24 protein-coding genes are annotated in these 21,690 nt (G+C 69.6%); 13 read left to right on the forward strand and 11 right to left on the reverse strand.

Annotated elements, in window-relative coordinates:
- Nucleotides 1–54: 54 nt before the first annotated feature.
- Nucleotides 55–2,214 (reverse strand): M3 family metallopeptidase, encoded by a 2,160-nt coding sequence (locus ON759_RS01065; RefSeq protein ID WP_425608436.1) that lies wholly within the window; start codon nt 2,212–2,214, stop codon nt 55–57.
- A gap of 181 nt (nt 2,215–2,395) precedes the next feature.
- Here ON759_RS01065 and ON759_RS01070 point away from each other — a divergent pair, with 181 nt between their 5' ends.
- Nucleotides 2,396–2,884 (forward strand): glutathione peroxidase, encoded by a 489-nt coding sequence (locus tag ON759_RS01070; RefSeq protein ID WP_271678505.1) that lies wholly within the window; start codon nt 2,396–2,398, stop codon nt 2,882–2,884.
- 1 nt (nt 2,885) lies between these two features.
- On the forward strand, nt 2,886–3,278 hold the full coding sequence (locus ON759_RS01075; RefSeq protein WP_271678506.1) for a hypothetical protein: 393 nt from the start codon (nt 2,886–2,888) through the stop codon (nt 3,276–3,278).
- 16 nt (nt 3,279–3,294) lie between these two features.
- Here the strand turns inward: ON759_RS01075 and ON759_RS01080 are convergent, their stop codons facing one another.
- The 4 genes from ON759_RS01080 to ON759_RS01095 all read right to left on the reverse strand — a co-directional run bounded on the left by ON759_RS01080 (nt 3,295) and on the right by ON759_RS01095 (nt 7,665).
- The gene (locus ON759_RS01080) at nt 3,295–4,089 is read right to left on the reverse strand and encodes a ferredoxin--NADP reductase (protein WP_271678507.1); all 795 of its coding nucleotides are present in this window, start codon (nt 4,087–4,089) and stop codon (nt 3,295–3,297) included.
- 84 nt (nt 4,090–4,173) lie between these two features.
- Nucleotides 4,174–5,358, reverse strand: a complete 1,185-nt coding sequence (locus tag ON759_RS01085) for a PQQ-dependent sugar dehydrogenase (protein WP_271678508.1) — start codon at nt 5,356–5,358, stop codon at nt 4,174–4,176.
- Nucleotides 5,358–5,780 carry a hypothetical protein gene (locus ON759_RS01090; RefSeq protein ID WP_271678509.1) on the reverse strand — a complete coding sequence of 141 codons (423 nt, stop codon included), beginning with the start codon at nt 5,778–5,780 and terminating at the stop codon, nt 5,358–5,360. The genes ON759_RS01085 and ON759_RS01090 overlap by 1 nt, the downstream gene beginning before the upstream one ends.
- Nucleotides 5,781–5,811: 31 nt before the next feature.
- Nucleotides 5,812–7,665 carry an ABC transporter ATP-binding protein gene (locus ON759_RS01095; RefSeq protein WP_271678510.1) on the reverse strand — a complete coding sequence of 618 codons (1,854 nt, stop codon included), beginning with the start codon at nt 7,663–7,665 and terminating at the stop codon, nt 5,812–5,814.
- Nucleotides 7,666–7,754: 89 nt separating this feature from the next.
- Between ON759_RS01095 and ON759_RS01100 the strand changes: the two genes are divergently transcribed.
- Both ON759_RS01100 and ON759_RS01105 read left to right on the forward strand, forming a co-directional pair.
- Complete coding sequence (locus ON759_RS01100) at nt 7,755–9,293, forward strand: fumarate hydratase (RefSeq protein ID WP_271678511.1); 1,539 nt, start codon at nt 7,755–7,757, stop codon at nt 9,291–9,293.
- Entirely contained in the window at nt 9,290–9,685 is a 396-nt protein-coding gene (locus tag ON759_RS01105) for a hypothetical protein (RefSeq protein WP_271678512.1), read from the forward strand. Before ON759_RS01100 ends, ON759_RS01105 begins: the two co-directional genes overlap by 4 nt.
- A gap of 22 nt (nt 9,686–9,707) precedes the next feature.
- Here ON759_RS01105 and ON759_RS01110 read toward each other — a convergent pair whose 3' ends face one another.
- The 3 genes from ON759_RS01110 to ON759_RS01120 all read right to left on the reverse strand — a co-directional run bounded on the left by ON759_RS01110 (nt 9,708) and on the right by ON759_RS01120 (nt 12,069).
- The gene (locus ON759_RS01110; protein WP_271679002.1) at nt 9,708–10,973 is read right to left on the reverse strand and encodes a phospholipase D-like domain-containing protein; all 1,266 of its coding nucleotides are present in this window, start codon (nt 10,971–10,973) and stop codon (nt 9,708–9,710) included.
- Between the two features lie 96 nt (nt 10,974–11,069).
- A complete protein-coding gene (locus tag ON759_RS01115) occupies nt 11,070–11,570 on the reverse strand; it encodes a DUF456 domain-containing protein (protein ID WP_271678513.1) in 501 nt (166 codons plus the stop codon).
- A 58-nt stretch (nt 11,571–11,628) separates the two neighbouring features.
- Complete coding sequence (locus ON759_RS01120; protein ID WP_271678514.1) at nt 11,629–12,069, reverse strand: cytochrome c; 441 nt, start codon at nt 12,067–12,069, stop codon at nt 11,629–11,631.
- A 67-nt stretch (nt 12,070–12,136) separates the two neighbouring features.
- On the opposite strand from ON759_RS01120, the gene ON759_RS01125 reads away from it, so the two are divergent.
- Nucleotides 12,137–12,934 carry a tRNA threonylcarbamoyladenosine dehydratase gene (locus ON759_RS01125; protein ID WP_271678515.1) on the forward strand — a complete coding sequence of 266 codons (798 nt, stop codon included), beginning with the start codon at nt 12,137–12,139 and terminating at the stop codon, nt 12,932–12,934.
- Here ON759_RS01125 and ON759_RS01130 read toward each other — a convergent pair.
- Nucleotides 12,912–13,679 carry a TatD family hydrolase gene (locus tag ON759_RS01130; RefSeq protein ID WP_284698492.1) on the reverse strand — a complete coding sequence of 256 codons (768 nt, stop codon included), beginning with the start codon at nt 13,677–13,679 and terminating at the stop codon, nt 12,912–12,914. The two genes, ON759_RS01125 and ON759_RS01130, sit on opposite strands and share 23 nt — an antisense overlap.
- A gap of 7 nt (nt 13,680–13,686) precedes the next feature.
- Nucleotides 13,687–13,905, reverse strand: a complete 219-nt coding sequence (locus tag ON759_RS01135; RefSeq protein WP_271678517.1) for a DUF6116 family protein — start codon at nt 13,903–13,905, stop codon at nt 13,687–13,689.
- A 173-nt stretch (nt 13,906–14,078) separates the two neighbouring features.
- Between ON759_RS01135 and ON759_RS01140 the strand changes: the two genes are divergently transcribed.
- The 5 genes from ON759_RS01140 to ON759_RS01160 all read left to right on the forward strand — a co-directional run bounded on the left by ON759_RS01140 (nt 14,079) and on the right by ON759_RS01160 (nt 19,749).
- Nucleotides 14,079–14,897 carry a glycine zipper 2TM domain-containing protein gene (locus ON759_RS01140; protein ID WP_271678518.1) on the forward strand — a complete coding sequence of 273 codons (819 nt, stop codon included), beginning with the start codon at nt 14,079–14,081 and terminating at the stop codon, nt 14,895–14,897.
- Between the two features lie 124 nt (nt 14,898–15,021).
- Nucleotides 15,022–16,185, forward strand: a complete 1,164-nt coding sequence (locus ON759_RS01145) for an acyl-CoA dehydrogenase family protein (RefSeq protein ID WP_271678519.1) — start codon at nt 15,022–15,024, stop codon at nt 16,183–16,185.
- 55 nt (nt 16,186–16,240) lie between these two features.
- Complete coding sequence (locus tag ON759_RS01150) at nt 16,241–16,789, forward strand: GNAT family N-acetyltransferase (protein ID WP_271678520.1); 549 nt, start codon at nt 16,241–16,243, stop codon at nt 16,787–16,789.
- Nucleotides 16,786–17,427 carry a glutathione S-transferase family protein gene (locus ON759_RS01155; protein WP_271678521.1) on the forward strand — a complete coding sequence of 214 codons (642 nt, stop codon included), beginning with the start codon at nt 16,786–16,788 and terminating at the stop codon, nt 17,425–17,427. The genes ON759_RS01150 and ON759_RS01155 overlap by 4 nt, the downstream gene beginning before the upstream one ends.
- A 48-nt stretch (nt 17,428–17,475) precedes the next feature.
- A complete protein-coding gene (locus ON759_RS01160; protein WP_271678522.1) occupies nt 17,476–19,749 on the forward strand; it encodes a thiamine pyrophosphate-dependent enzyme in 2,274 nt (757 codons plus the stop codon).
- Here ON759_RS01160 and ygfZ read toward each other — a convergent pair whose 3' ends face one another.
- Nucleotides 19,750–20,604 (reverse strand): CAF17-like 4Fe-4S cluster assembly/insertion protein YgfZ, encoded by an 855-nt coding sequence (gene ygfZ, locus ON759_RS01165; protein ID WP_271678523.1) that lies wholly within the window; start codon nt 20,602–20,604, stop codon nt 19,750–19,752. It lies immediately after the preceding gene.
- A 40-nt stretch (nt 20,605–20,644) separates the two neighbouring features.
- Here ygfZ and ON759_RS01170 point away from each other — a divergent pair, with 40 nt between their 5' ends.
- Genes ON759_RS01170 through sdhD form a run of 3 tightly spaced genes read left to right on the forward strand, consistent with a single transcriptional unit; the run spans nt 20,645 to nt 21,690 of the window.
- Nucleotides 20,645–20,824 (forward strand): DUF1674 domain-containing protein, encoded by a 180-nt coding sequence (locus ON759_RS01170; RefSeq protein WP_271679003.1) that lies wholly within the window; start codon nt 20,645–20,647, stop codon nt 20,822–20,824.
- Between the two features lie 48 nt (nt 20,825–20,872).
- Nucleotides 20,873–21,295 carry a succinate dehydrogenase, cytochrome b556 subunit gene (sdhC, locus tag ON759_RS01175; RefSeq protein WP_271678524.1) on the forward strand — a complete coding sequence of 141 codons (423 nt, stop codon included), beginning with the start codon at nt 20,873–20,875 and terminating at the stop codon, nt 21,293–21,295.
- Nucleotides 21,292–21,690: a succinate dehydrogenase, hydrophobic membrane anchor protein gene (gene sdhD, locus ON759_RS01180; protein WP_271678525.1), complete on the forward strand. Its 399-nt coding sequence runs from the start codon at nt 21,292–21,294 to the stop codon at nt 21,688–21,690. The genes sdhC and sdhD overlap by 4 nt, the downstream gene beginning before the upstream one ends.

Raw genomic sequence — 21,690 nt, forward strand, 5'->3', positions numbered from 1 at the left:
CAGCAACGAAAACGCCGCCCGAGGGCGGCGTTTTCGCATCGGGGCGCGGCGCGCTTACTTCGTGCTGAGCCCGCGCTTTTCCAGCAGCGGCTCGATCCTGGCCTCGTAGCCGGCGAAGTTCGGGAACAGCTTGCCAGCTTCGATCTCGCCGCCAGGCGCCAGCACGTACTTGCGCAGGCGGTCGCCGTTGGCGAGGGTGAGCCCGCCGTGCTGGCGGATCCACTGCTCGGTGTTGGCGCCGAGGACCTCGGACCAGATGTAGGCGTAGTAGCCGGCCGCGTAGCCGCCCATGATGTGGCTGAAGTAGGGCGTCTTGTAGCGCGGCGGCACCGGCGCGTAGTCGAAGCCGTCGAGGCGCAGCGCCTCGGCCTCGAACGGCATCACGCCGCCCTTGTCGGGGATCTGCTCCAGTGGCAGCTGGTGCCAGCGCTGGTCCAGCATCGCCGCGGCCAGGTATTCGGTGGTCGCGAAGCCCTGGTTGAACTTAGACGCGGCGATCACCTTGTCCAGCAGCGCCTTCGGCATCGGCGCGCCGGTCTGGTAATGCTTGGCGTAGTTCGCCAGCACGCTCGGCCAGTCGGCCCACATCTCGTTGACCTGCGAGGGGTACTCGACGAAGTCGCGCGGCACGTTCATCGAGTAGTACGGGTAGCGCACGTCCTGGAAGAAGCCGTGGAGCGCATGCCCGAACTCGTGGAACGCGGTGGTCACCTCGTCCCAGGTCATCAGCGTGGGCTTGCCTTCCGACGGCTTGGGGATGTTGAGGTGGTTGGCCACCACCGGCTTCTCGCCGGTCAGGCCGGACTGCGCCACGTAGGTGTTCATCCACGCCCCGCCGCGCTTGGACGCGCGCGCGTACGGGTCCCAGATGAAGATGGCGAGGCGGCTGCCGTCCTTGTCGAACACGTCGTAGATCCAGGTGTCCGGGTGGTACTTCGGCAGGTCGGTGCGTTCCTTGAAGGTGATGCCGTACAGCTGGGTCGCGGCATGGAACACGCCGTTCTCCAGCACGTTGCGCATCTCGAAGTAGGGCTTGAGCTGCGATTCGTCGAAGCTGAACTTGGCGGCGCGGACCTTCTCGCTGTAGTAGGCCCAGTCCCAAGGCGCCAGCTGGAAGCCGGGCTGGCCCTTGGCCTTCTGCTCGGCGTCGATCATCGCCTGCAGCTCGGCGCCCTCGCGGCGCGCGTTGCCGACCGCCTTCGGCGCCAGCGCACGCAACATGCGGTTGACGTTGTCCTGGTTGGCGGCGGTTTCGTCGGCGAGGACGAAGTTCGCGGAGGTGTCGTAGCCGAGCATGCGTGCGCGCTCGGCGCGCAGCTTCAGCACCTGCGACACGATCGCGGTGTTGTCCCACTGGTTGCCGCGGCTGCCGCGCGCGACCGAGGCCTTGTGCAGGCGTTCGCGCAGGCTGCGATCCTCGAGCTGGGCCTCGGCCGGCTGGCCGGTGGTGTTGAGCAGGGCGATCACGTACTTGCCGGCCAGGCCGCGGGCCTTGGCGGCCTCCGCGGCGGCGGCGATCTGCTCCTCGCTCATGCCCTTGAGCTGCGCGCGGTCGTCCACGACCACCGCCGAGTCGTTCACCTCCGCCAGCACGTTCTGGCTGAACAGGGTGCCGAGCTTGGACATCTCGGTATTGATCTCGCGGATGCGCGCCTTCTGCGCATCGGTGAGCGCCGCGCCGCCGCGCACGAAGTCCTCGTAGCGGCGTTCCAGCAGGCGCTGGTCGACCGCGTCCAGCCCCAGGGTCGCGCGGGCGTCGTGCAGCGCCTTGATCCGCGCGAACAGCTTCGGGTTGAGGGTGATCGCGTCGCGGTGGGCGGAGAACTTCGGCGCGTAGTCGGATTGCAGCTTGTCGCGGGCGTCGTTCTTGTCGGTGCCGACCAGGTTGAAGAACACGTTGCTGGCGCGGTCCAGCAGTTGCCCGCTCTTCTCCATCGCCACGATGGTGTTCTGGAAGGTCGGGGGCTCGGGATTGTTGGCGATCGCGTCGATCTCGCGCAGCTGTTCGGCCATGCCGGCATCGAACGCCGGGGCGAAGTCGCTGTCCTTGATCTGGTCGAAGCGCGGGTAGTTCAGGTCCAGCGTGCTCGGGGTGGCGAACACGCCGCTGTAGGCGGTGGCGGGCATCGGGGCCTCCGTCTTGGTGGCCGGGGTGGGGGAGGTGGCGCAGCCGGCCAGCGCGGTGGCGATGGCGAGGGCCAGGGCGGCGGCGATCGGTTGGTTCATGTAAGCCTCGTCGGCGTGGGCTGGGCAAACCGCAAGGGTAGCTCAGGCCGCCGGAGCGGGCGCGTGACGAAGGGCATGGCCGGCGTGCGGATCCGGGGGCGTTCGCCGGGGCAGGCACGCGGCATCGATCCGGGCGAGAATCGTCCATCCCCCAATCCGCAGGACGCCCATGGCCAAGACCGCCTACGATTTCGATGCCGCCGCCCTCGACGGCTCGCCGCAGCCGCTGTCGGACTACCGCGGCAAGGTCCTGCTGGTGGTGAACGTGGCCAGCAAGTGCGGCTTCACCCCGCAGTACGCCGGGCTGGAGCAGCTGTGGCGCGACTACGGCCCGCGCGGACTGGTGGTGCTCGGTTTTCCCTGCGATCAGTTCGGCCACCAGGAGCCGGGCGATGCCGACGAGATCCGCAATTTCTGTTCGCTGACCTACGACGTCAGCTTCCCGATGTTCGCCAAGGTCGAGGTGAACGGCGCCAATGCCCATCCGTTGTGGCAGTGGTTGAAGGACGAGAAGGGCGGGCTGCTCGGCTTCGACGCGATCAAGTGGAACTTCACGAAGTTCCTGGTCGGCCGCGATGGCCGCGTGATCAAGCGCTATGCCCCGACCGACAAGCCGGAATCCTTGGCCCGCGACATCGAGGCGGCGCTGGCGGCCTGAGATGCACGCGCCCGATCCCCCGTTCCGCATCGAGTACCAGCGCGACGGCGGGCTGCTGCGCGCGCACGTGACCGGGGTCAACGGCACCCTCGAAACCACGCTGGATTACTGGATGGCGTTGGCCGGCGAGGTGCGCCGCGTGGCCCCCGCCGCGTTGCTGGTGGTCGACGACATGGAGGGCGAGCCACCGCCGCCGGAGCAACTCGAGCTTTTCGTCCACGCGATGGTGGGGATGGGCTTCGAGGGCATCCGCGTGGCCTACGTGGAGGGCCACGCCAACCAGATCGCGCAGGTCGAGGTCGGCGAGATCCTGGCGCGCGAGCGCGGCTACGACGTGCGCGTGTTCGGCGACGAGCGCGCGGCCCGGCTCTGGCTGCGCCACGGCATGCGCTGAGCCGCGGCCACCGGCCTCACTTCTCGACGAAGGCGCGCTCGAACACGTATTCGCCGGCGGTGCCGATCCGCGGCGAGGCGGTGAAGCCGCGGCGGTCGAGGATCGCGCGGAAGTCCGCGAGCATCTGCGGGCTGCCGCAGATCATGGCGCGGTCGTGCGCGGGGTCCAGCGGCGGCAGGCCGAGGTCCGCGGCCACCCGGCCGCCGTCCAGCAGGTCGGTGACCCGCCCGCGCTGCAGGCGCCCGTGCCAGAAGAAGTCCTCGCGGCTGACCGCCGGGTAGTACAGGAGCTTCTTGCGCACGTCCTCGCCGAGGTACTCGTGGCACTGCAGGCCGCGGCTGATGTAGTCGCGGTAGGCGAGGTCGGGCTCGCCGCGCACGCCGTGCACCACGATCACCTTCTCGAAGCGTTCGTAGGTCGCCGGGTCCTTGATCACCGCCAGCCACGGCGCCAGGCCGGTGCCAGTGGACAGCAGGTATAGGTTGCGGCCGGGGTGCAGGTCCGAGATGAGCAGGGTGCCGGTCGGCTTGCGGCCGATCAGGATCGTGTCGCCGGGCTTGATGTGCTGCAGGCGCGAGGTCAGCGGGCCGTCCTGCACCTTGATGCTGAAGAACTCGAGTTCCTCTTCCCAGTTCGCGCTGGCGATCGAGTACGCGCGCATCAGCGGCTTGCCCTCGACCTCCAGCCCGATCATCACGAACTGGCCGTTGTCGAAGCGGAAGCCGTCGTCGCGGCTGGTGGTGAAGCTGAAGTACGCGTCCGTCCAGTGGCGGACGTCGAGCACCGTTTCGGTGCCGTATGGGGAGGCCATGCGCAGGGGATTGCAGCGGTGTCGGCGCGCATTTTACGCGGCGCGGCGGCCTCGCGTTTGATTCCGCGCAAACGACCGGGGGTATCAGCCGCCAGTGGGCGGGATCAGCGCGAGCAGGCGGCCATTGTCGGCATCGGTCAGCACGTACACGGTGCCATCCGGGGCCACCCGCACGTCGCGGATGCGCTCGCCGCGGTCGGCCAGCAGCCGTTCCTCGCCGACGATGCGGTCGCCATCGAGTTGCAGGCGGATCAGCGCCTGCTGGGCGAGTGCGCCGAGGAACAGGCTGTCGTTCCAGGGACTGCCGGGGTGGCCGGTCAGGAACGCCATGCCGGACAGTCCCGGCGACTGTTCCCAGGCGTGGTAAGGCTGCTCCATGCCGGGGGCTTCGCGACCGCGTGTCTCCGGATAGGGGCGGCCGGTGGCGTAGTCCATGCCGTTGCTGATCACCGGCCAGCCGTAGTTCTTGCCTGGCTCGGGGAGGTTCAGCTCATCGCCGCCGCGCGGGCCGTGTTCGCTTTGCCACAGGCGGCCGCTGCGCGGGTCGACCGCCAGCCCCTGCATGTTGCGGTGGCCGTAGCTCCAGACCACCCTGCGCACCCCGGGCGCGCCGGCCCACGGGTTGTCCGCCGGCATCGTGCCGTCGAGATTGAGGCGCACCAGCTTGCCTTGCAGCACGTCCAGGTCCTGCGCCATCGCCTTCTGGTTGCGCTCGCCCTGGCTGATGAAGACATGGCCCTTGCCATCGAACGCGATCCGCGACCCGAAGTGCGCGCCGCCGGCCAGCTTGGGCACCTGGCGGTAGAGCACGTGGACATCGTTGAGCGCGTCCTCACCAAGCGTAGCGGTGGCCACCGCGGTGCCGGCGGTGCCGTCTTCCCCGGGTTCCGCGAAGCTGAGCCAGATCCGGCGGTTGTCGGCGAAGCCCGGGTCGAGGACCACGTCCAGCAACCCGCCCTGACCCTGCGCGAACACCGCGGGCACGCCGGCCAGCGGTGCCGAGACCGTGCCGTTCGGCGCGATGCGGCGCAGGCGCCCGGGGCGCTCGGTGACCAGGAAGCCGGCATCGCCGGGCAGGATCGCCACCGCCCACGGGTGGGCAAGTCCGGTGGCGATCACCCGCACCCCGGGGGCAGTCGCGGTGGCCACGCTCGCGGCTGGCGGGCTGGCGGGCGCGGGCACGCCGGCGATCGGTGCCTCCGTCTTCGCGCAGGCATCCAGCGCCAGCGCGAGGATGACAAGGCCGAGCCAGCGCAGCCCGGCCCGCATCAGGCGATCCAGCCGCGATGCACGGCCTTGCGCGCCAACAGCACCAGCCCGATCGCGATCACCAGCACCAGCCCCTGCATGATCAGCGGCGCGGGTCCGGCGCTGCGCACGGCATCGGTAAGCCCGAACATGCCGATGTCCTGCGCGACCAGGCCGACCAGCGACACCACCAGCAGCGGCCGCGCCCAACGCTTGCGCAAGGCCAGGCCGAGGCTGCCCAGCAAGCCGCCGACCACCGCCGCGCCGGTCGCAAGCACCGCCCAGGCCGGGCGGGCCGCGTACATCGCCTGCTGCTCGGGCGGCAGGCGGGCCACGTCGTCCGCGGTGAGCATCAGGTCGCCGGCGAAGGCGATGCATCCCATCAGGTTCCACAACACGGCCAGCACGGCCACCGGCATGAACCACTTCGGCGCTGCGTTCATCGACTTCCCCTCCCAAGGCGTGGATGTGCGCTCAACGGTACCCCGCGGCCTGCAGCTCGAACAACTCGGCGTAGCGTCCGCCCTGCGCCATCAATTCGGCGTGAGTCCCGCTGGCTTCGACCTTGCCGTCGGCGAGGACCAGGATGCGGTCGGCCATGCGCACGCTGCTGAAGCGGTGGCTGATCAGCACAGCGGTCTTGTTGTCCGACAATTCCTTGAAGCGCTCGAACACCTCGTACTCGCTGCGTGCGTCGAGCGCCGCGGTGGGCTCGTCGAGGATCATCACCTGCGCATCGCGCATGTAGGCGCGGGCGATCGCGATCTTCTGCCACTGCCCGCCGGACAGGTCCACGCCGTCCTTGAAGCGGCGGCCGATCACCTGGTCGTAGCCCCGCGGCAGGCCGGCGACGACCTCGTCGGCCATGCCCTTGCGCGCGGAGCGTTCGATCCGCGCGCGGTCGCCCATCGCGTCGATCTGGCCCACGCCGATGTTCTCCGCCGCGGTCAGGTGGTAGCGCACGAAGTCCTGGAAGATTACCCCGATGTTGGCGCGCAGGTCGTCGAGGTCGTAGTCGCGCAGGTCACGCCCGTCCAGCAGGATGCGGCCTTCGTCGGGGTCGTACAGGCGGGCGAGCAGCTTCACCAGCGTGGTCTTGCCGGCGCCGTTCTCGCCGACCAGGGCCAGCACCTCGCCGGCATGCAGCTCGAAGCTCAGCCCGCGCAGCGCCCAGCGCTCGCTGCCCTCGTAGCGGAAGCCGACGCCCTCGAACACGAAGCCGCGGCGGATCGGCGCCGGCACCGGCAGCGCCCCCGGCTTGCTGCGGATCTCCGGTTCGATCTCGAAGAAGGAATACAGGTCGTCGAGGTACAGGGCCTGCCCGGCGACCTGCGAGAACCCGGTCAGCAGGCTCTCCAGCAACTGGCGCAGGCGGCGGAAGCTGCCGGCGAGGAAGGTCAGGTCGCCGATGCTGAAGTCGCCGCGCACGGTGCGCCAGGCGATGTAGGCGTAGGCCACGTAGTAGCCCAGCGTGCCCAGCGCCGCCAGCACGGTGCCCCAGGCCGCGCGGCGCGCGGCCAAGCGCCGGTTCGCCTGGTAGAACTTGTCGGAGAGCGTGCGGAACCGTTCGATGAAGAAGCGGTTGAGGTTGAAGATCTTGACCTCTTTCGCGGTCTCGACGCTCGCGCCCATCTGCCGCAGGTATTCCAGCTGGCGGCGTTCCGGCGTCCACTGGAAATTCAGCGAGTAATTCAACGCGTTGAAGTGGGATTCGCCGATGAAGGCGGGTACCAGCGCCACCGCCAGCAGCACCATCAGCCAAGGCGCATAGGCGAGCAGGCCGGCGGCGAAGCTGAGCACGGTGATGGCGTCCTGGGCCTGGCCGAACAGCTGGCCCATCAGGCTCATCCGGCCCATGGTCTGGCGCCGCGCGCGATCCAGCTTGTCCTGCAGGTCGGCATCCTCGAAATCCTCGAGGTCCAGCTCAGCCGCGTGCTCCATCAGGCGGATGCTGGTGGCGTTGGTGAAGCGCTCCGACAGCAGCGTGTCCACATAGCTGGTCATCCGCCCCAGCAAGTCGGAGCCGATCGCCAGGCCGAATTCCAGCCCCAGCAGGACCATCAGGTGGTCGAGCTGGCCGCGCTGCCAGGCCTCGGCGACGTCGCCGGCCACGCCCGCGCCGACCAGCCGCAGGGCCTCGTCGATGATGAGCTTGCCGACGTACAGGGTCGCGATCGGCAGGAAGGCGCGAACCAGGCGCAGGCCGATGGTGGCCAGCGTGAGCGGGCGGCTGGTCTCCCAGATGCCGCGGAGGAAGGGCGGGATGTTGCGCATCGCCCCGAGGCGCTGGCGGAAATTGAGCTGCTGGGCGGGGAGCGGTGGCGGCATCCGGCCAGTGTGCCCGGTTCGGGACGAGGCCGGGGTGAAACGGCGAACCGGCGTAAAATGGCGGCATCCCCCCGCCCACCCGGATGCGCATGTCCCCCGATTCCGCCGCGCCCGCGCCGATCCGCCAGGACGACCTGGTCCAGTCGATCGCCGACGCCTTGCAGTACATCAGCTACTACCACCCGGTCGATTACATCAAGAGCCTCGCCGCCGCCTACGAGCGCGAGCAATCGCCGGCCGCGCGCGATGCCATCGCGCAGATCCTGATCAACTCGCGGATGTGCGCGGAAGGCCACCGGCCGATCTGCCAGGACACCGGCATCGTCACCGTGTTCCTCGAAGTCGGCATGGACGTGCGCTGGGCGGGTTTCACCGGTTCGCTGGAGGACGCCGTCAACGAGGGCGTGCGCCGCGCATACAACCATCCTGACAACCGGCTGCGCGCCAGCGTGCTGGCCGATCCCGCCGGCAAGCGCAGCAACACCCGCGACAACACCCCGGCGGTGGTCAACGTGAAGATCGTGCCGGGCGCGAAGGTCGACGTGATCGTCGCGGCGAAGGGTGGCGGCAGCGAGGCCAAGTCGAAGTTCGCGATGCTCAATCCCTCCGACTCCATCGTCGACTGGGTGCTGAAGACGGTGCCGACCATGGGCGCCGGCTGGTGCCCGCCGGGCATGCTTGGCATCGGCATCGGCGGCACCGCTGAGAAGGCCATGCTGCTGGCCAAGGAAGCGCTGATGGAGCCGATCGACATCACCGAGCTGCAGGCCCGCGGCCCGTCCAACCGCGCCGAGGAGCTGCGGCTGGAGCTGTACGAAAAGGTCAACGCGCTCGGCATCGGCGCACAGGGCCTGGGCGGCCTGGCCACCGTGCTCGACGTCAAGGTCAAGGACTATCCCACCCACGCCGCGAACCTGCCGGTCGCGATGATCCCGAACTGCGCGGCCACCCGGCATGCGCACTTCACCCTCGACGGCAGCGGGCCGGTGATGCTCGACCCGCCCTCGCTGGAGGACTGGCCGCAGCTCACCTATGACGCGTCCAAGGGGCGTCGCGTCGATCTGGACACGGTGACCCGGGAAGACGTCGCGTCGTGGAAGCCGGGCGAGGTGCTGCTGCTGAATGGCAAGCTGCTCACGGGCCGCGACGCCGCGCACAAGCGCATGGTCGAGATGCTCGACAGGGGCGAGGCGTTGCCGGTCGACCTGCGCGGCAAGTTCATCTACTACGTCGGCCCGGTCGACCCGGTGCGCGACGAGGTCGTCGGCCCGGCCGGCCCGACCACCGCCACGCGCATGGACAAGTTCACCGAGCAGGTGCTGGCGCAGACCGGGCTGATGGGCATGGTCGGCAAGGCCGAGCGCGGCCCGGCGGCGATCGAGGCGATCCGCAAGCACCAGTCCGCCTACCTGATGGCGGTGGGCGGCGCGGCCTACCTGGTGTCGAAGGCGATCAAGGCCGCGCGCGTGGTCGGGTTCGCCGACCTCGGCATGGAGGCGATCTACGAATTCGAGGTCCGCGACATGCCGGTGACCGTGGCGGTCGACGCGCAGGGCACCTCGGTGCACCAGACCGGGCCGAAGGAATGGCAGGCGCGGATCGGCAAGATCCCGGTGGTGGTCGCGTGACCGCGGCCCGGACCGTCGACGGCCCGGGCTTCCGCATCCAGTACCTGCCAGGCCCGGGCTACCTCCGGGCCCATGTCTTCGATGGCGTCGACTCGATCGACGTGTCGATCGCGATGTGGCGGATGCTGGGGGCGGAATGCGCGTCGCAGGGCGTCGATCGCCTGCTGGTGGTCGAGGACCTCGCGGCGACCGTCGAGACCGGCGAGCTGGAGCGCCTGGCCCAGGCCATGGAGGAGGCCGGCTTCGCCCGCATCCGCACGGCCTTCGTCGAATTGCGCGACGACATTGCGGGCAACGAGTTCGGCGAGATCCTGTGCCGCGAGCGCGGGATGGCGATCCGCGTGTTCTCCGACGAAACCGAGGCGCGTCGCTGGCTGGTCTACGGCGACTGAGGCGGCAGCCCGCCGTGGCGGGCTACAGCTGCGACTTGAGCGGCAGCACGAACTTCTCGAACAGCTTTTCCTTCAGCGGGCGCTGCTGCCACATGGCGTGGGTGTAGCGCACCGTCGGCTTGAGGTCGGCCTCGAACACCTCCGTCATGCGCGCGGCGAAGGCGGCATCGTAGACATTGAGGCTGGCCTCGTCGTTGAGCCGGAAGCTGCGCACGTCGAAGTTGGTGGAGCCCACCGAGGTCAGCAGTCCGTCCACCACCAGCAGCTTGTTGTGCATCATCGTGGGCTGGTATTCGTAGATCTCGACGCCCGCCAGCAGGAGTTCGCCCCAGTGCGCCTTCGAGGCCAGGCGCAAGGTTTCCGAATCGATGTGCTTGCCGGGGACGATGACGCGCACGCGCACGCCGCGGTGCCGGGCCGCCTGCAGGGCCTTGATGATCAGGGCATCGGGGACGAAGTACGCGGCCTCCAGGTCGATCGAGCGCTCGGCCGCGGCGATCGCCATCAGGTACATCAGGTGCATGCTCTCGCTGCCGCCGGCCGGCGAGGCGATGAACATGTGCGCATCCATGTCGCCGGCGGGCTGCACCGCGGGGAAATAGTCCGGGCCGTTGAGGACCACGCCGGTGGTCTTGATCCAGTTGTCGTTGAAGGCGGCCTGCACCTGCGCCACCACCGGGCCCTCGATGCGGAAGTGCAGGTCGCGCCAGTGGTCGGCGTCCTGCGCATGGCCTTCCCACTGGTCGGCGATGCCGACGCCGCCGGTGAAGGCCACCGTGCCGTCGACCACCAGCAGCTTGCGATGGGTGCGGTTGTTGAGGCGGCCGACGTTGTACCACTTGAGCGGCCGGTACTGCTGGATGTCGACGCCGGCGCCGCGCATGCGCTCGAGCAGGTCGTCCTCCATCTTGATGCTGCCGGCCCAGTCCAGCATCACATGGACCTTGACCCCGGCGCGCGCGCGCTCGGCGAGGGCGTCGGCGAACTGGGTGCCGATGTCGCCGGACCAGTAGATGTACGTCTCGAAGGTGATGGTGCGCTGGGCGCCGCGGATCGCCGCGAGCATCGCCGGGAAGATCTCGTCGCCGTTCTCGAGGTCGGTCACCACGTTGCCGTGGATGATGCCGGGGCCGAGCATGACCCCCATCTCGCGGCGGAACTGCGGGTCGTCGGTCGCGTAGCGATGCTCGATCTTCCGTTCGAGCGATTTCTCCGGCGTCTTGAAATTGGCGGCGAGGGCGACGACCAGCAGCGTCGCCAGGATGGTGATGACGATCGTCCAAGCCATGCGCTTGCGGCTCCAGCGTGCGGGCATCGGGGTCGGTCCCGGGAAGGCAGGCCGCACTGTGGGCGGAGCCCGTTCAGCGTGGCGTGAAGCCGAGCCTCACAGCCACCACGCCAGTCCGAACAGGCCCAGCATCGCGAACGCCAGCGCCAGCTTCAGCACGGCGCCCAGCAGCAGGCCGAGCCAGGTGCCGAAGCCGATCTTGGCGGCATCGCCCATGTGCCTGGCCTCGATGCTGCGCCGATGCAGGAGCTCGCCGCCGAGCGCGCCCAGGAATGGACCCGCGAGCAAGCCGAGCGGCCCGAGGAAGAGTCCGCCCAGCGTGCCCACGGTCGCCCCGACGACCGCCAGCCGGCTTGCGCCCACGCGTTTCGCGCCGGCCGCGCCCGCCCAGAGGTCCACGACGATCGACGACAGGGTCAGTACGCCCAGCAGCGCCAGCCACCCCCACGACACCCGTTCGAATCCATCCGTCCATGCGGCGACCAGGAGGCCGGCGAAGACCAGGGGCACGCCGGGCAGCGCAGGCAACACGGTGCCCGCCAGGCCGGCCAGCACGAGCAGGCCCGCGAGCAGGTACAGGAGCCACTCGGCGGTCATCGCGCGCGCGGCGGGTGGCGATCGAGCATGTCCAGCGGCAGTCGCGGCGGCATGCGGCTCAGCTGCGGAAGTCCTGGTGGCAGGCCTTGCAGGACTCGCCCAGCGACTTCATCGCGGCGCCCACGCCTTCGCAGGTCAGCGGCGGGTTGGCCACCGCCTTGTCGGCCGCGGCACGCATCGCCGATGCGGCGGTCTTGAAGCGTGCATCGTCGCGGAGGTCGGGGAAGGCGGCCTCGAGGTCGTTCGCCGAGAGGCGCAGTGCCTGCAAATGCGGCAGGACGTCGGTGGCGTTGCAGCGGTTCTGCTCCATGTCGCCCTTGAGCTGGCCCATGTGCCATTGCTGGACGTGCATCAGCGCCTCGGGGAAATGGTCCTTGCGCTGCTCCAGCGCTCGCATCGCCATGACCGTGGCGACCACCCCGAGCACCAGGCCCAGGATCAGCAGGAACAGGTAGCGGCCGGCATTCGAGGGGCGGCGGTTCGGGTCGACGGAGGACATGGCGGCTCCTGCTGCGATGGATTGCCCGGGACGATACCACGCGCTTGCGCCGCTTAAACTGGGCGCCATGGCAGAGCAGGCGCGGAATCGGTTCGGCGGCATCGACCGCCTGTACGGGGCGGGTGCGCTGGCGCGCCTGGGGGCCTGCCACGTCACCGTGGTCGGGGTGGGCGGGGTGGGTTCCTGGGCGGTCGAGGCACTGGCCCGCAGCGGCATCGGCAAGCTGACCCTCGTCGATGCCGACGACCTGTGCGTGTCCAACACCAATCGCCAGCTGCCCGCGCTGGATGGGCAGTACGGACGCGCCAAGATCGAGGCGATGGCCGAGCGCTGCCGTGCGATCAACCCGCGCATCGTGCTCGACCTCCGCCCACAGTTCCTCACCCCGGCCAACCTCGGCGAGTTGCTCGATGTCCCCGGCGACCTGGTGCTGGATGCCTGCGACAGCTTCCGCAGCAAGGTCGAGGCGATCGCGTACTGCCGCCGCCGCAAGCAGCCGATCATCACCGTGGGCTCTGCCGGCGGGCGCAGCGACGTCACCCAGATCCGGGTGCGCGACCTCTCCCGCACCGAGCACGATGCGATGCTCTCGCTGATCCGCAAGAAGCTGCGCGGCGAGTTCAATTTCCCCAAGAACCACGACCGCTACTTCGGCGTGCCGGCGGTGTACTCGTTGGAGAACGTGCGCTACCCGCAGGCCGATGGCAGCGTCTGCGGCATCCGTCCGCAATTGGGCAAGGACGAGGCGCTGAAGCTGGACTGTGGCGCCGGCTTGGGCGCGGCGACCCATGTCACCGGGGCCTTCGCGTTCGCGGCGGTGGGCAAGGCGATCGAGCTGCTGCTCAAGCCGAAGCGGGCAGGTTGAACAGGCGCACCGCGTTGTCGCGGGTCGCGGCGGCAATGTCGTCCCGCGGCTCCTTGCGCAACGTGGCGATGGCGTCGAGCACTTCCAGCAGGTGCGCCGGCTCGTTGCGTTGGCCGCGATGCGCGGCGCCCGGCTGGTCGGGGCTGTCGGTTTCCAGCAGCAACTGCTCCAGCGGCATGCCGGCCACGATCCCGCGCAGGCGGTTGGCGCGCGCATAGGTCACCGGCCCGCCGATCCCGAGCAGGAAGCCGAGCCGGTGCAGCTGCGCCGCCTGCTCGGCGCTCCCGGAGAAGCTGTGGACCACTCCGCGCAGTCCGCCGATGCGGCGGATCGCGGCGATCACGGCATCGACCGCGCGGCGGGCGTGCACGATCACCGGCAGGTCGAATTCGCGGGCAAGGCGAAGCTGGCTGTCGAAGTAGAACGACTGCGCCTCGGCGTCGAGGCCTTCGACGAAATAGTCCAGCCCGCATTCGCCGACCGCCAGCGGGCGTTCGCGCTCGATCCACGCGCGCAATGCCGGCAGGTGTTCCGGGCGGTGCGCGTCCAGGTACATCGGATGCAGGCCGTACGCGGGCCACAGGCCGGGGAGGCCGGCGCAGGTCTGGCGCAGCTTGGGCCAACCCGCGGCGTCGACCGCCGGGACGATTTGCGCGACCACGCCCGCGGCGACCGCGCGGGCATGCGCGGCGGCGCGGTCGGCGTCGAACTCCGCGGCGTCGAAGTGGCTGTGGCTGTCGACCAGGCGCACGTCAGCGCGCGGGGTCGCCCGGCGGGGGCAATGGCGACTTGCGCTTCTTCCAGTTGGCCAGCAGCAGGGTGCCGAGGCCCAGCAGCAACTCGTCCGCGAACGGGATGAAGTCCGGGACCACCAGGTCGATCGCGAACAGGATCGCGCTCAGGGTGAACAGCCGCGGATAGCTCAGTTTGCCGAGGAAGCCGAGGACGGGGGCGAGCAGGGGATTGGCCATGGCGGATCGACGGCATCGGATGGATGGAACGCTAGCATGCACATGGCGTTCACGCGCGTGAACGGCAAGCGTCGGTCATGGCGGGTGCTTCACCGCGATTCAGCCCTGGCCTGCTGGAATCGGCGCGGAACAGGGACCGTCCCGTCGAAGCAGACGACATCGTGGAGTCGCGCATGAAGCAGAACACCCTCGTCATCGCCTTGGCCGCACTGCTGGTGGGCGGCGTTGCCACCGCCGGCTACATGAACAGCCGCGGCGACAGCCAGCCGGCGCCTGTCGCGGCCCCGTTGAACGCCAACGCCGACATCCTGGGCCCGAACGGCGAGCCGTTGCCGCTGGATGCCGCCATCCCGGCCTCGGGGCGCCTTGAATACGCGGACGTCCTCGACGTCACCCCGATCACCGAGCGCGAGCCCTTGTACGCCACCGTGATCGGCAGCGAGCCGGTCCGCGAAACCAGCACCAGCAGCAGCCCGCAGGAAGTCTGCGAGGACGTGGTGGTGCAGCAACGCATGCCCGAGCGCGACGGCAACGTCGGTGGCACCGTGGCCGGTGCGCTGATCGGCGGGCTGGTCGGCAACCAGGTCGGCGGCGGCGATGGCCGCAAGGCCGCGACCGTGGCTGGCGCTGTCGCCGGTGGCGTGATCGGCAACCGCGTCGACCGCAACCACGTCGGGGGCCAGGTGGTGAGCCGCACCGATCGCCGCTGCCGCACCGTCGACCGCACCTCCACGCAGTCGCGCACCGTGGCCTGGAACGTCACCTACCGTAATCCGGACGGCAGCACCGGCACCATGCGCACCGACGCGAAGCCGGGCAAGCGCATCGCCCTCGGCGACGACACCCGCACCGTCGGCTACGACGTGCGCTACAGCTTCGACGGCGAGACCCGCACCATCCGCATGGACCAGAAGCCGGGCACGCGCCTGCCGGTCATCGATGGCCAGGTCGTGACGCAGGTGGCGGCGGTGGACGGCACGGTCTCCCGCTGACCATCGAAACGCAAGGCTTTCCCGCAAAGGCCGGCAGATCGCCGGCCTTTGTTTTACGGATCGCACGTACCGTTTGCGCGGCCTGCACGAATACAATGGCGGATCGTCCGAAACCGCTTCCGCCATGGCCCTGCATCCCTACGACCTGTACGACGTCCGTTCCCTGCTGAGCGAAGAAGAGCGCGCGGTGCAGGACACCGTGGCCCGCTTCACCGACGAGCGCGTGATCCCGATCATCGGCGACGCCTTCGACCAGGGGCGCTTCCCGCGCGAGCTGATCCCGGAAATCGCCGAACTCGGCCTGCTGGGCTCCTCGCTGCCCGAGCAATACGGCTGCGCCGGGCTCAACGGCGTGAGCTACGGCCTGATCTGCCAGGAACTGGAGCGCGGCGATTCCGGCATCCGCAGCTTCGTGTCGGTGCAGAGCTCGCTGTGCATGTACCCGATCTACGCCTACGGTTCCGAGGAGCAGCGCATGCGCTGGCTGCCGGACATGGCCGCGGGCAAGGTGATCGGCTGCTTCGGCCTGACCGAGCCGCATGGCGGTTCCGACCCCGCGAACATGAAGACCCACGCGAAGCGCGACGGCGACGACTGGGTGATCAACGGCTCCAAGATGTGGATCACCAACGGCAACCTGGCCGACATCGCCATTGTCTGGGCGCAGACCGAGGACGGCATCCAGGGCTTCCTGCTGGAGAAGGGCATGCCCGGCTTCACCGCCCAGGAGATCAAGCACAAGATGTCGCTGCGCGCGTCCGTGACCAGCGCGCTGTTCTTCGACAACGTGCGCGTGCCGGACAGCAGCCGCCTGCCGAACGTGAAGGGCCTGAAGGGGCCGCTGGGCTGCCTGACCCAGGCCCGCTACGGCATCACCTGGGGCCCGATCGGCGCGGCCGTCGCCTGCCTGTCCGAGGCGGTGGACTACACCAAGGAGCGCATCCTGTTCGGGCGCCCGGTCGCGGCGACCCAGAGCGCGCAGATCAAGATGGCCGACATGGCCCGCCGCATCACCCTGGCGCAGTTGCTGTCGCTGCAGCTCGGCCGGTTGAAGGATGCGGGCACGATGCAGCCGCAGCAGGTCTCGCTGGCGAAGTGGAACAACTGCCGGATGGCGATCGACATCGCCCGCGAATGCCGCGACCTGCTCGGCGGCGCCGGCATCACCACCGAGCACGCGGCGATCCGCCACGCGCTGAACCTCGAATCCGTGATCACCTACGAAGGCACCGAGACCGTGCACCAGCTGGTGATCGGCCGCGAGCTGACCGGCATCAACGCGTTCTGATCTTTTTCTCCCTCTCCCGCTGGCGGGAGAGGGATGGGGTGAGGGTGGTGAGCGGATGACGAACGTCGGGCCGACCCTGGAGACCGAACGCCTCCTGCTGCGCGTGCCGCAGGCGGGTGACTTCGAGCGCTTCGCCGCGATGCTGGCGGATCCGTCGTCGGTGCACATCGGCGGCCCGGTGCCCCGGCACGATGCCTGGCGGCGCTTCCTGCAGATGCCGGGCGCGTGGATGCTGCAGGGGTTCGCCATGTTCGCGGTGGTCGAGAAAGCCAGCGGCCGATGGCTGGGCCAGGCCGGCCCCTGGCAGCCGGATGGCTGGCCCGGGACCGAAGTGGGCTATTCCTTCCACCCGGATGCGCGCGGCCAGGGCTACGCCACCGAGGCCTGCGCCGCGGCGATGGACTTCGCCTTCGACGTGCTGGGCTGGGACGAGGTGATCCACTCGATCGCGCCGGCCAACACGGCGTCGCAGGCGGTCGCGCGTCGCCTCGGTTCGCGCAACCGCGGCCCGGGCGCGCTGCCGCCGCCGCTGGACGTGCATGCCGTCGACGTCTGGGGCCAGACCCGCGCCGAGTGGGCCCTCAACCGGACGCGCCTCGCATGATCACGCTGTACGGCATGTCCAGCTCGGGCAATTGCTACAAGCTGCAGCTGGCCTGCGCGCAGCTCGGCATCGCCCATGTTTGGGAAGAGATCGACATCACCCGCGGCGAGCAGCTCTCGCCGGAGTTCCTGGCGATGAACGACCGCGGCAAGGTGCCGGTGCTGAAGCTCGGCGATGGCCGCACCCTGGCCGAGTCGAACGCGATCCTGCATTACCTGGCCGAGGGCTCCGAGCTGCTGCCCGCGGATCGCTGGACGCGTGCCAAGACCCTGCAATGGATGTTCTTCGAGCAGTACAGCCACGAGCCCTGCATCGCGGTCTCGCGCTTCATCCACAAGTACCTCGCCGCCGACCATCCCCGGCGTGCCTCGCTGCCGGCGCTGAAGGCCTCGGGCGAGGAGGCGCTGGCCGCGATGGAGCGCCACCTGCACCGGCTGCCGTGGTTCGGCGGCGAGTGCTACACCATCGCCGACATCGCCCTGTTCGCCTACACCCACGTGGCGGAGGAGGGCGGCTTCGACCTCGGCGGCTTCCCGCAGGTCGAGCGCTGGCTGAAGCGGGTGGCTCAGACCCCCGGCTTCGTGCCGATGCGCGACGCTGGCGCCGTGGCGCATGCCCTGATCGACCGTTCTTCCTGACACCCTCACCCCAGCCCTCTCCCGCACGCGGGAGAGGGGGAGAAGCGCATGTTCGCGACCGTTCCCAACCCCATCCCGGCCCGCATGAAGGGCCTCAACCGCGCCGAGATCTGCGACGTCAACTTCCAGGCCTTCGTGCGCGACTGGCAGGGCGAGTCGCTGCCGAAGCCGGCACCTGGCGAGGCCATCCTCGACGGCAGCGCGCTGGATGCCCGGGGCTTCCGCGAGCTGTTCGAATCGCAGCTGATTTCGCGCCACCTTGACCTGATGGCGCGCGTGCTGCGGGTGCAGAACAAGGTCTTCTACACCATCGGCTCCAGTGGCCACGAAGGCAACGCGATGGTCGCGCGCGCGACCCGCCACACCGACCCGGCGTTCCTCCACTACCGCAGCGGCGGCTTCATGGCCGAGCGCTTCCGCAAGCTGCCGGGCATGGATCCGATCATGGATTCGGCGCTGAGCTTCGCCGCCAGCGCGGAGGACCCGGCCAGCGGCGGGCGCCACAAGGTGTGGGGCAGCAAGCCGTTGTGGGTGTTGCCGCAGACCTCGACCATCGCCTCGCACCTGCCGAAGGCGCTGGGCACCGCGGTGGCGATCGAAGCCGGCAAGCGCCTCGGCGTCGGCCTGCCGATCCCCGACGATTCGATCGCGATCTGCTCGTTCGGCGACGCCTCGGCCAACCACGCGACCGCGCAGACGGCGTTCAACGCCGCGTCGTGGACCGCTTACCAGAAGCTGCCGGCGCCGGTGCTGTACGTGTGCGAGGACAACGGCATCGGCATCTCGGTGAAGACGCCGACCGGCTGGATCGGCGAGAGCTTCCGCAACCGCCCCGACCTCGACTATTTCTTCGCCGACGGCCTCGACCTGGCCAGCGGCTACGGCGACGTGCTGCGCGCGGCCGAACACTGCCGCCGCACGCGCCGCCCGACCTTCCTGCACCTGCGCACCCAGCGGATCATGGGCCACGCCGGCACCGACTTCGAGATCGAGTGGCGCAGCATCGAGGAGCTGTGCGCGGTGGAGGCGGGCGATCCGTTGCTGCGTTCGGCCGCGATCGCGCTGGAGTCCGGGGCGATGACGAAGGACGAGGTCCTCGCCCAGTACGAGGACACCCGCCGCAAGTGCTTCGCCGCCGCCGAGGACGCGGATCGCCGCCCGCGCATCGAGACGCTGGCGCACGTGATGCGACCGCTGGCGCCGTACACGCCGGACAAGGTGATGGCCGAGGCCACCCGCGCGCCATCGCATGAAGCCCGCATCAAGGCCTTCGGCGGCGAGGACAAGCTGCCCGAGCAGCAGGTGCCGAAGCACCTGGTCATCCAGATCAACCAGGCCCTGCACGACCTGTTCGCCAAGTACCCGGAGACGCTGCTGTTCGGCGAGGACGTGGCGCAGAAGGGCGGCGTGTACACGGTCACCAAGGGCCTGCACAAGGCGTTCGGCAACAAGCGCGTGTTCAACACGCTGCTCGACGAAACCATGATCCTGGGCATGGCCCAGGGCTTCGCCAACATGGGCATGCTGCCGATCCCCGAGATCCAGTACCTGGCCTACCTGCACAACGCCATCGACCAGCTGCGCGGCGAGGCTTGCTCGCTGCAGTTCTTCAGCAACGACCAGTTCCGCAACCCGATGGTCGTGCGCATTGCCGGCCTCGGCTACCAGCGCGGCTTCGGCGGGCACTTCCACAACGACAACTCGGTGACCGCGCTGCGCGACATCCCGGGCCTGGTGGTCGGCTGCCCGTCGCGCGGCGACGATGCCGCGATGATGCTGCGCACGCTGGCGGCGCTGGCCAAGGTGGACGGCCGCGTCACCGCCTTCCTCGAACCCATCGCGCTGTACATGACCAAGGACCTGTACGAGGCCGGCGACGGCCAGTGGCTGACCGAGTACCCGGCGCCAGAGCAGGCGCTGGTGCCGGGCGAGGAGCGCGTCTACAACCCGGATGCCACCGACTGCGTGATCTTCAGCTTTGGCAACGGCATGCCGATGAGCCTGCGTGCCGCGCGCGAAATCGAGCGCAAGCATGGCTGGAAGGTGCGCGTGGTCGACCTGCGCTGGCTGGTGCCGCTCAACCATGCGGCCATCGCCAAGCATGCGGGCGGCTGCGACCGCATCCTGGTGGTCGACGAAGGCCGCTTCAGCGCCGGCATCGGCGAGGGCGTGATCACCGCGATCACCGAGGCGGGCTTCGGCGGCAAGCCGATCAGGCGCGTGGTCGGCGCGGACACCTATACGCCGCTGGCCGGTGCGGCGTTCCTGGTGATCCCGAAGGACGAGGACATCGTCGCCGCGGCCGACGCGCTGGCGGGCTGATCAGCGCGCCAGCCCGCCGAGCAGTGGGCGGTCGTGCAGGGCGATGCCTTCGGCCTGCAGCGGCCCGGGTTCGCGTTCCAGCGGGAGCACCGCCAGGCACGCGCCTGAGGCCGCCGACACCACCGTGCCGATGTCGCGTCCGCCTGCGACCACATCGCTGCCGGCTGCCGGCGCAGGGGTGGCGTCGAACAGGGCCAGCCCGCGCTTGGCCTGGCCGAGGAAGTGGGTGCGCGCGACGATCTCCTGGCCGGGATAGCAGCCCTTCTTCACGCTGAAGGCCCGCAGGCGTTCGAGCGAGAGCTGCTGCGGCGTCCATTGCGACGATTGTTCGGCGTCCAGCCGGGGCAGGCCATGCGCCAGGTCGGCGACATTCCAGCAGGCGAGGGCATCGGCATCGATCGATGCCGGCATCGGGCCGATCCGCAGGGTGCGCGGCCCGCCATCGCCCCCCATGTCGAGTTCGACCCCGCCGTCCCCTGCCTTGGCGAACGTAATGCCTTGTGCTTGCCGGGGCGCGCCGAAGCGACCCGCCACCGGCATGTCCAGCGGCGTCAGCGTCACCTTGCTGCGGAACACGAAGCGTTGCAGGTCGGCGGCGAGGGTGGCGGCGGATGCATCCGGCAGCAGCATCCACAGCGTATCGGCGTCGTGCCGCAGCAGGGCGAACAGCGCGACGACCCGGCCCTTGGGCGTGAGCCAGCCGTTCCACTGCCACTGGCCATCGCCCAGCGCGGCGACGTCGTTCATGCATTGCGCCTGCGCGAACGCCACCGCATCGCGCCCGGCGATGGCGAGGACGGCATGGCCGGGCAGGGCGAATTCGTGGCCTGGCGCGGGTTGCGGGTTGTCGGGCATCGGGGGCGGGTCGTAAACTTGCGGGGTTGTGAACGCGTCGATGATAGGCCAAGCCACTCCCGCCCCAGCGCCCGAAGACGCCCAGGTCCCGCCTGCCGGGACGCCGGCCGACGGAGCGCCGAAGGCGTCCCCGTGCCCCGCCGAGGTCGGCGGCCGGGACGGTCCCGAGCCCACGCGCTACGGGGACTGGGAAAAGAACGGCCGATGCATCGACTTCTGAGCCACCGCCTCGCGGCCCCCGCCGCCCAGCCCGGAGAGCGTACCCGCCATGGCTGCTCCTGATTCGCCCGCGTCGCCGCGGGTCCGCGAACGCCCGCTGTCGCCGCACCTGCAGGTCTACAAGCGCCAGGTGCAGATGATGACCTCGATCACCCATCGCGCGACCGGCATGGTCCTCGCGGTGGGAGCGCTCGCGATGGTCTGGGGCCTGGGCGCCCTGGCCGCCGGTCGTGGGCCCTGGACCGAATTCGTCGCCTGCGTGGGATCCCCGCTCGGCAAGGTGGTCCTGTTCGGGTTCACCTGGGCCCTGGCCTACCACCTGATCAACGGCATCCGGCACCTGGTGCAGGACGCGGGGCATGGGTTCGCGATCCCCGACTTCATCCGCAGCAGCTGGATCTCGGTGATCGGCAGCGTGGTCCTGGTCGTGCTCGCGTGGGTGGTGGTCCTGGCGCGTTGGGGGCAGGCATGAGCGGAATCGGAAGGGATTTGCGGACGCCGCTCAAGCGCGCGCGCGGCCTGGGCTCGGCGAAGGACGGCACCAGCCATTTCCTGTGGCAGCGGGTGACCGCGATCGCGCTGGTCCTGGCCGGGATCTACCTGCTCGGCCTGCTGATCGGCCTGTCCGGCGCTGACTACGATTTCGCGCGGGCCATCGTGTCCGATCCGTTCAACGCCAGCGTGCTGCTGGCCTTCGTCGTCGCCGCGTTCTGGCACGCCAAGCTGGGGCTGCAGGTGATCATCGAGGACTACATCCACGCGCCGCTGCTGGCCGGCATCGCGCATCTCGCCAACATCTTCGTCTGCGCGCTGGCGGCCATCGCCGGCGTGCTGGCGGTGCTGCGCATCGCCACCCTGGGAGTCTGA

This window comes from Thermomonas mangrovi (assembly GCF_028201335.1).
GTDB classification, from domain to species: domain Bacteria; phylum Pseudomonadota; class Gammaproteobacteria; order Xanthomonadales; family Xanthomonadaceae; genus Thermomonas; species Thermomonas mangrovi.

Bases quoted from the DNA above. Each gene is read 5' to 3' on its own strand.
- ON759_RS01070 (WP_271678505.1), top strand. From the start codon at position 2,396: ATGGCCAAGACCGCCTACGATTTCGATGCCGCCGCCCTCGACGGCTCG.
- ON759_RS01075 (WP_271678506.1), top strand. From the start codon at position 2,886: ATGCACGCGCCCGATCCCCCGTTCCGCATCGAGTACCAGCGCGACGGC.
- ON759_RS01080 (WP_271678507.1), bottom strand. From the start codon at position 4,089: ATGGCCTCCCCATACGGCACCGAAACGGTGCTCGACGTCCGCCACTGG.
- ON759_RS01085 (WP_271678508.1), bottom strand. From the start codon at position 5,358: ATGCGGGCCGGGCTGCGCTGGCTCGGCCTTGTCATCCTCGCGCTGGCG.
- ON759_RS01090 (WP_271678509.1), bottom strand. From the start codon at position 5,780: ATGAACGCAGCGCCGAAGTGGTTCATGCCGGTGGCCGTGCTGGCCGTG.
- ON759_RS01095 (WP_271678510.1), bottom strand. From the start codon at position 7,665: ATGCCGCCACCGCTCCCCGCCCAGCAGCTCAATTTCCGCCAGCGCCTC.
- ON759_RS01100 (WP_271678511.1), top strand. From the start codon at position 7,755: ATGTCCCCCGATTCCGCCGCGCCCGCGCCGATCCGCCAGGACGACCTG.
- ON759_RS01110 (WP_271679002.1), bottom strand. From the start codon at position 10,973: ATGGCTTGGACGATCGTCATCACCATCCTGGCGACGCTGCTGGTCGTC.
- ON759_RS01115 (WP_271678513.1), bottom strand. From the start codon at position 11,570: ATGACCGCCGAGTGGCTCCTGTACCTGCTCGCGGGCCTGCTCGTGCTG.
- ON759_RS01120 (WP_271678514.1), bottom strand. From the start codon at position 12,069: ATGTCCTCCGTCGACCCGAACCGCCGCCCCTCGAATGCCGGCCGCTAC.
- ON759_RS01125 (WP_271678515.1), top strand. From the start codon at position 12,137: ATGGCAGAGCAGGCGCGGAATCGGTTCGGCGGCATCGACCGCCTGTAC.
- ON759_RS01135 (WP_271678517.1), bottom strand. From the start codon at position 13,905: ATGGCCAATCCCCTGCTCGCCCCCGTCCTCGGCTTCCTCGGCAAACTG.
- ON759_RS01140 (WP_271678518.1), top strand. From the start codon at position 14,079: ATGAAGCAGAACACCCTCGTCATCGCCTTGGCCGCACTGCTGGTGGGC.
- ON759_RS01145 (WP_271678519.1), top strand. From the start codon at position 15,022: ATGGCCCTGCATCCCTACGACCTGTACGACGTCCGTTCCCTGCTGAGC.
- ON759_RS01150 (WP_271678520.1), top strand. From the start codon at position 16,241: ATGACGAACGTCGGGCCGACCCTGGAGACCGAACGCCTCCTGCTGCGC.
- ON759_RS01155 (WP_271678521.1), top strand. From the start codon at position 16,786: ATGATCACGCTGTACGGCATGTCCAGCTCGGGCAATTGCTACAAGCTG.
- ON759_RS01160 (WP_271678522.1), top strand. From the start codon at position 17,476: ATGTTCGCGACCGTTCCCAACCCCATCCCGGCCCGCATGAAGGGCCTC.
- ygfZ (WP_271678523.1), bottom strand. From the start codon at position 20,604: ATGCCCGACAACCCGCAACCCGCGCCAGGCCACGAATTCGCCCTGCCC.
- ON759_RS01170 (WP_271679003.1), top strand. From the start codon at position 20,645: ATGATAGGCCAAGCCACTCCCGCCCCAGCGCCCGAAGACGCCCAGGTC.
- sdhC (WP_271678524.1), top strand. From the start codon at position 20,873: ATGGCTGCTCCTGATTCGCCCGCGTCGCCGCGGGTCCGCGAACGCCCG.
- sdhD (WP_271678525.1), top strand. From the start codon at position 21,292: ATGAGCGGAATCGGAAGGGATTTGCGGACGCCGCTCAAGCGCGCGCGC.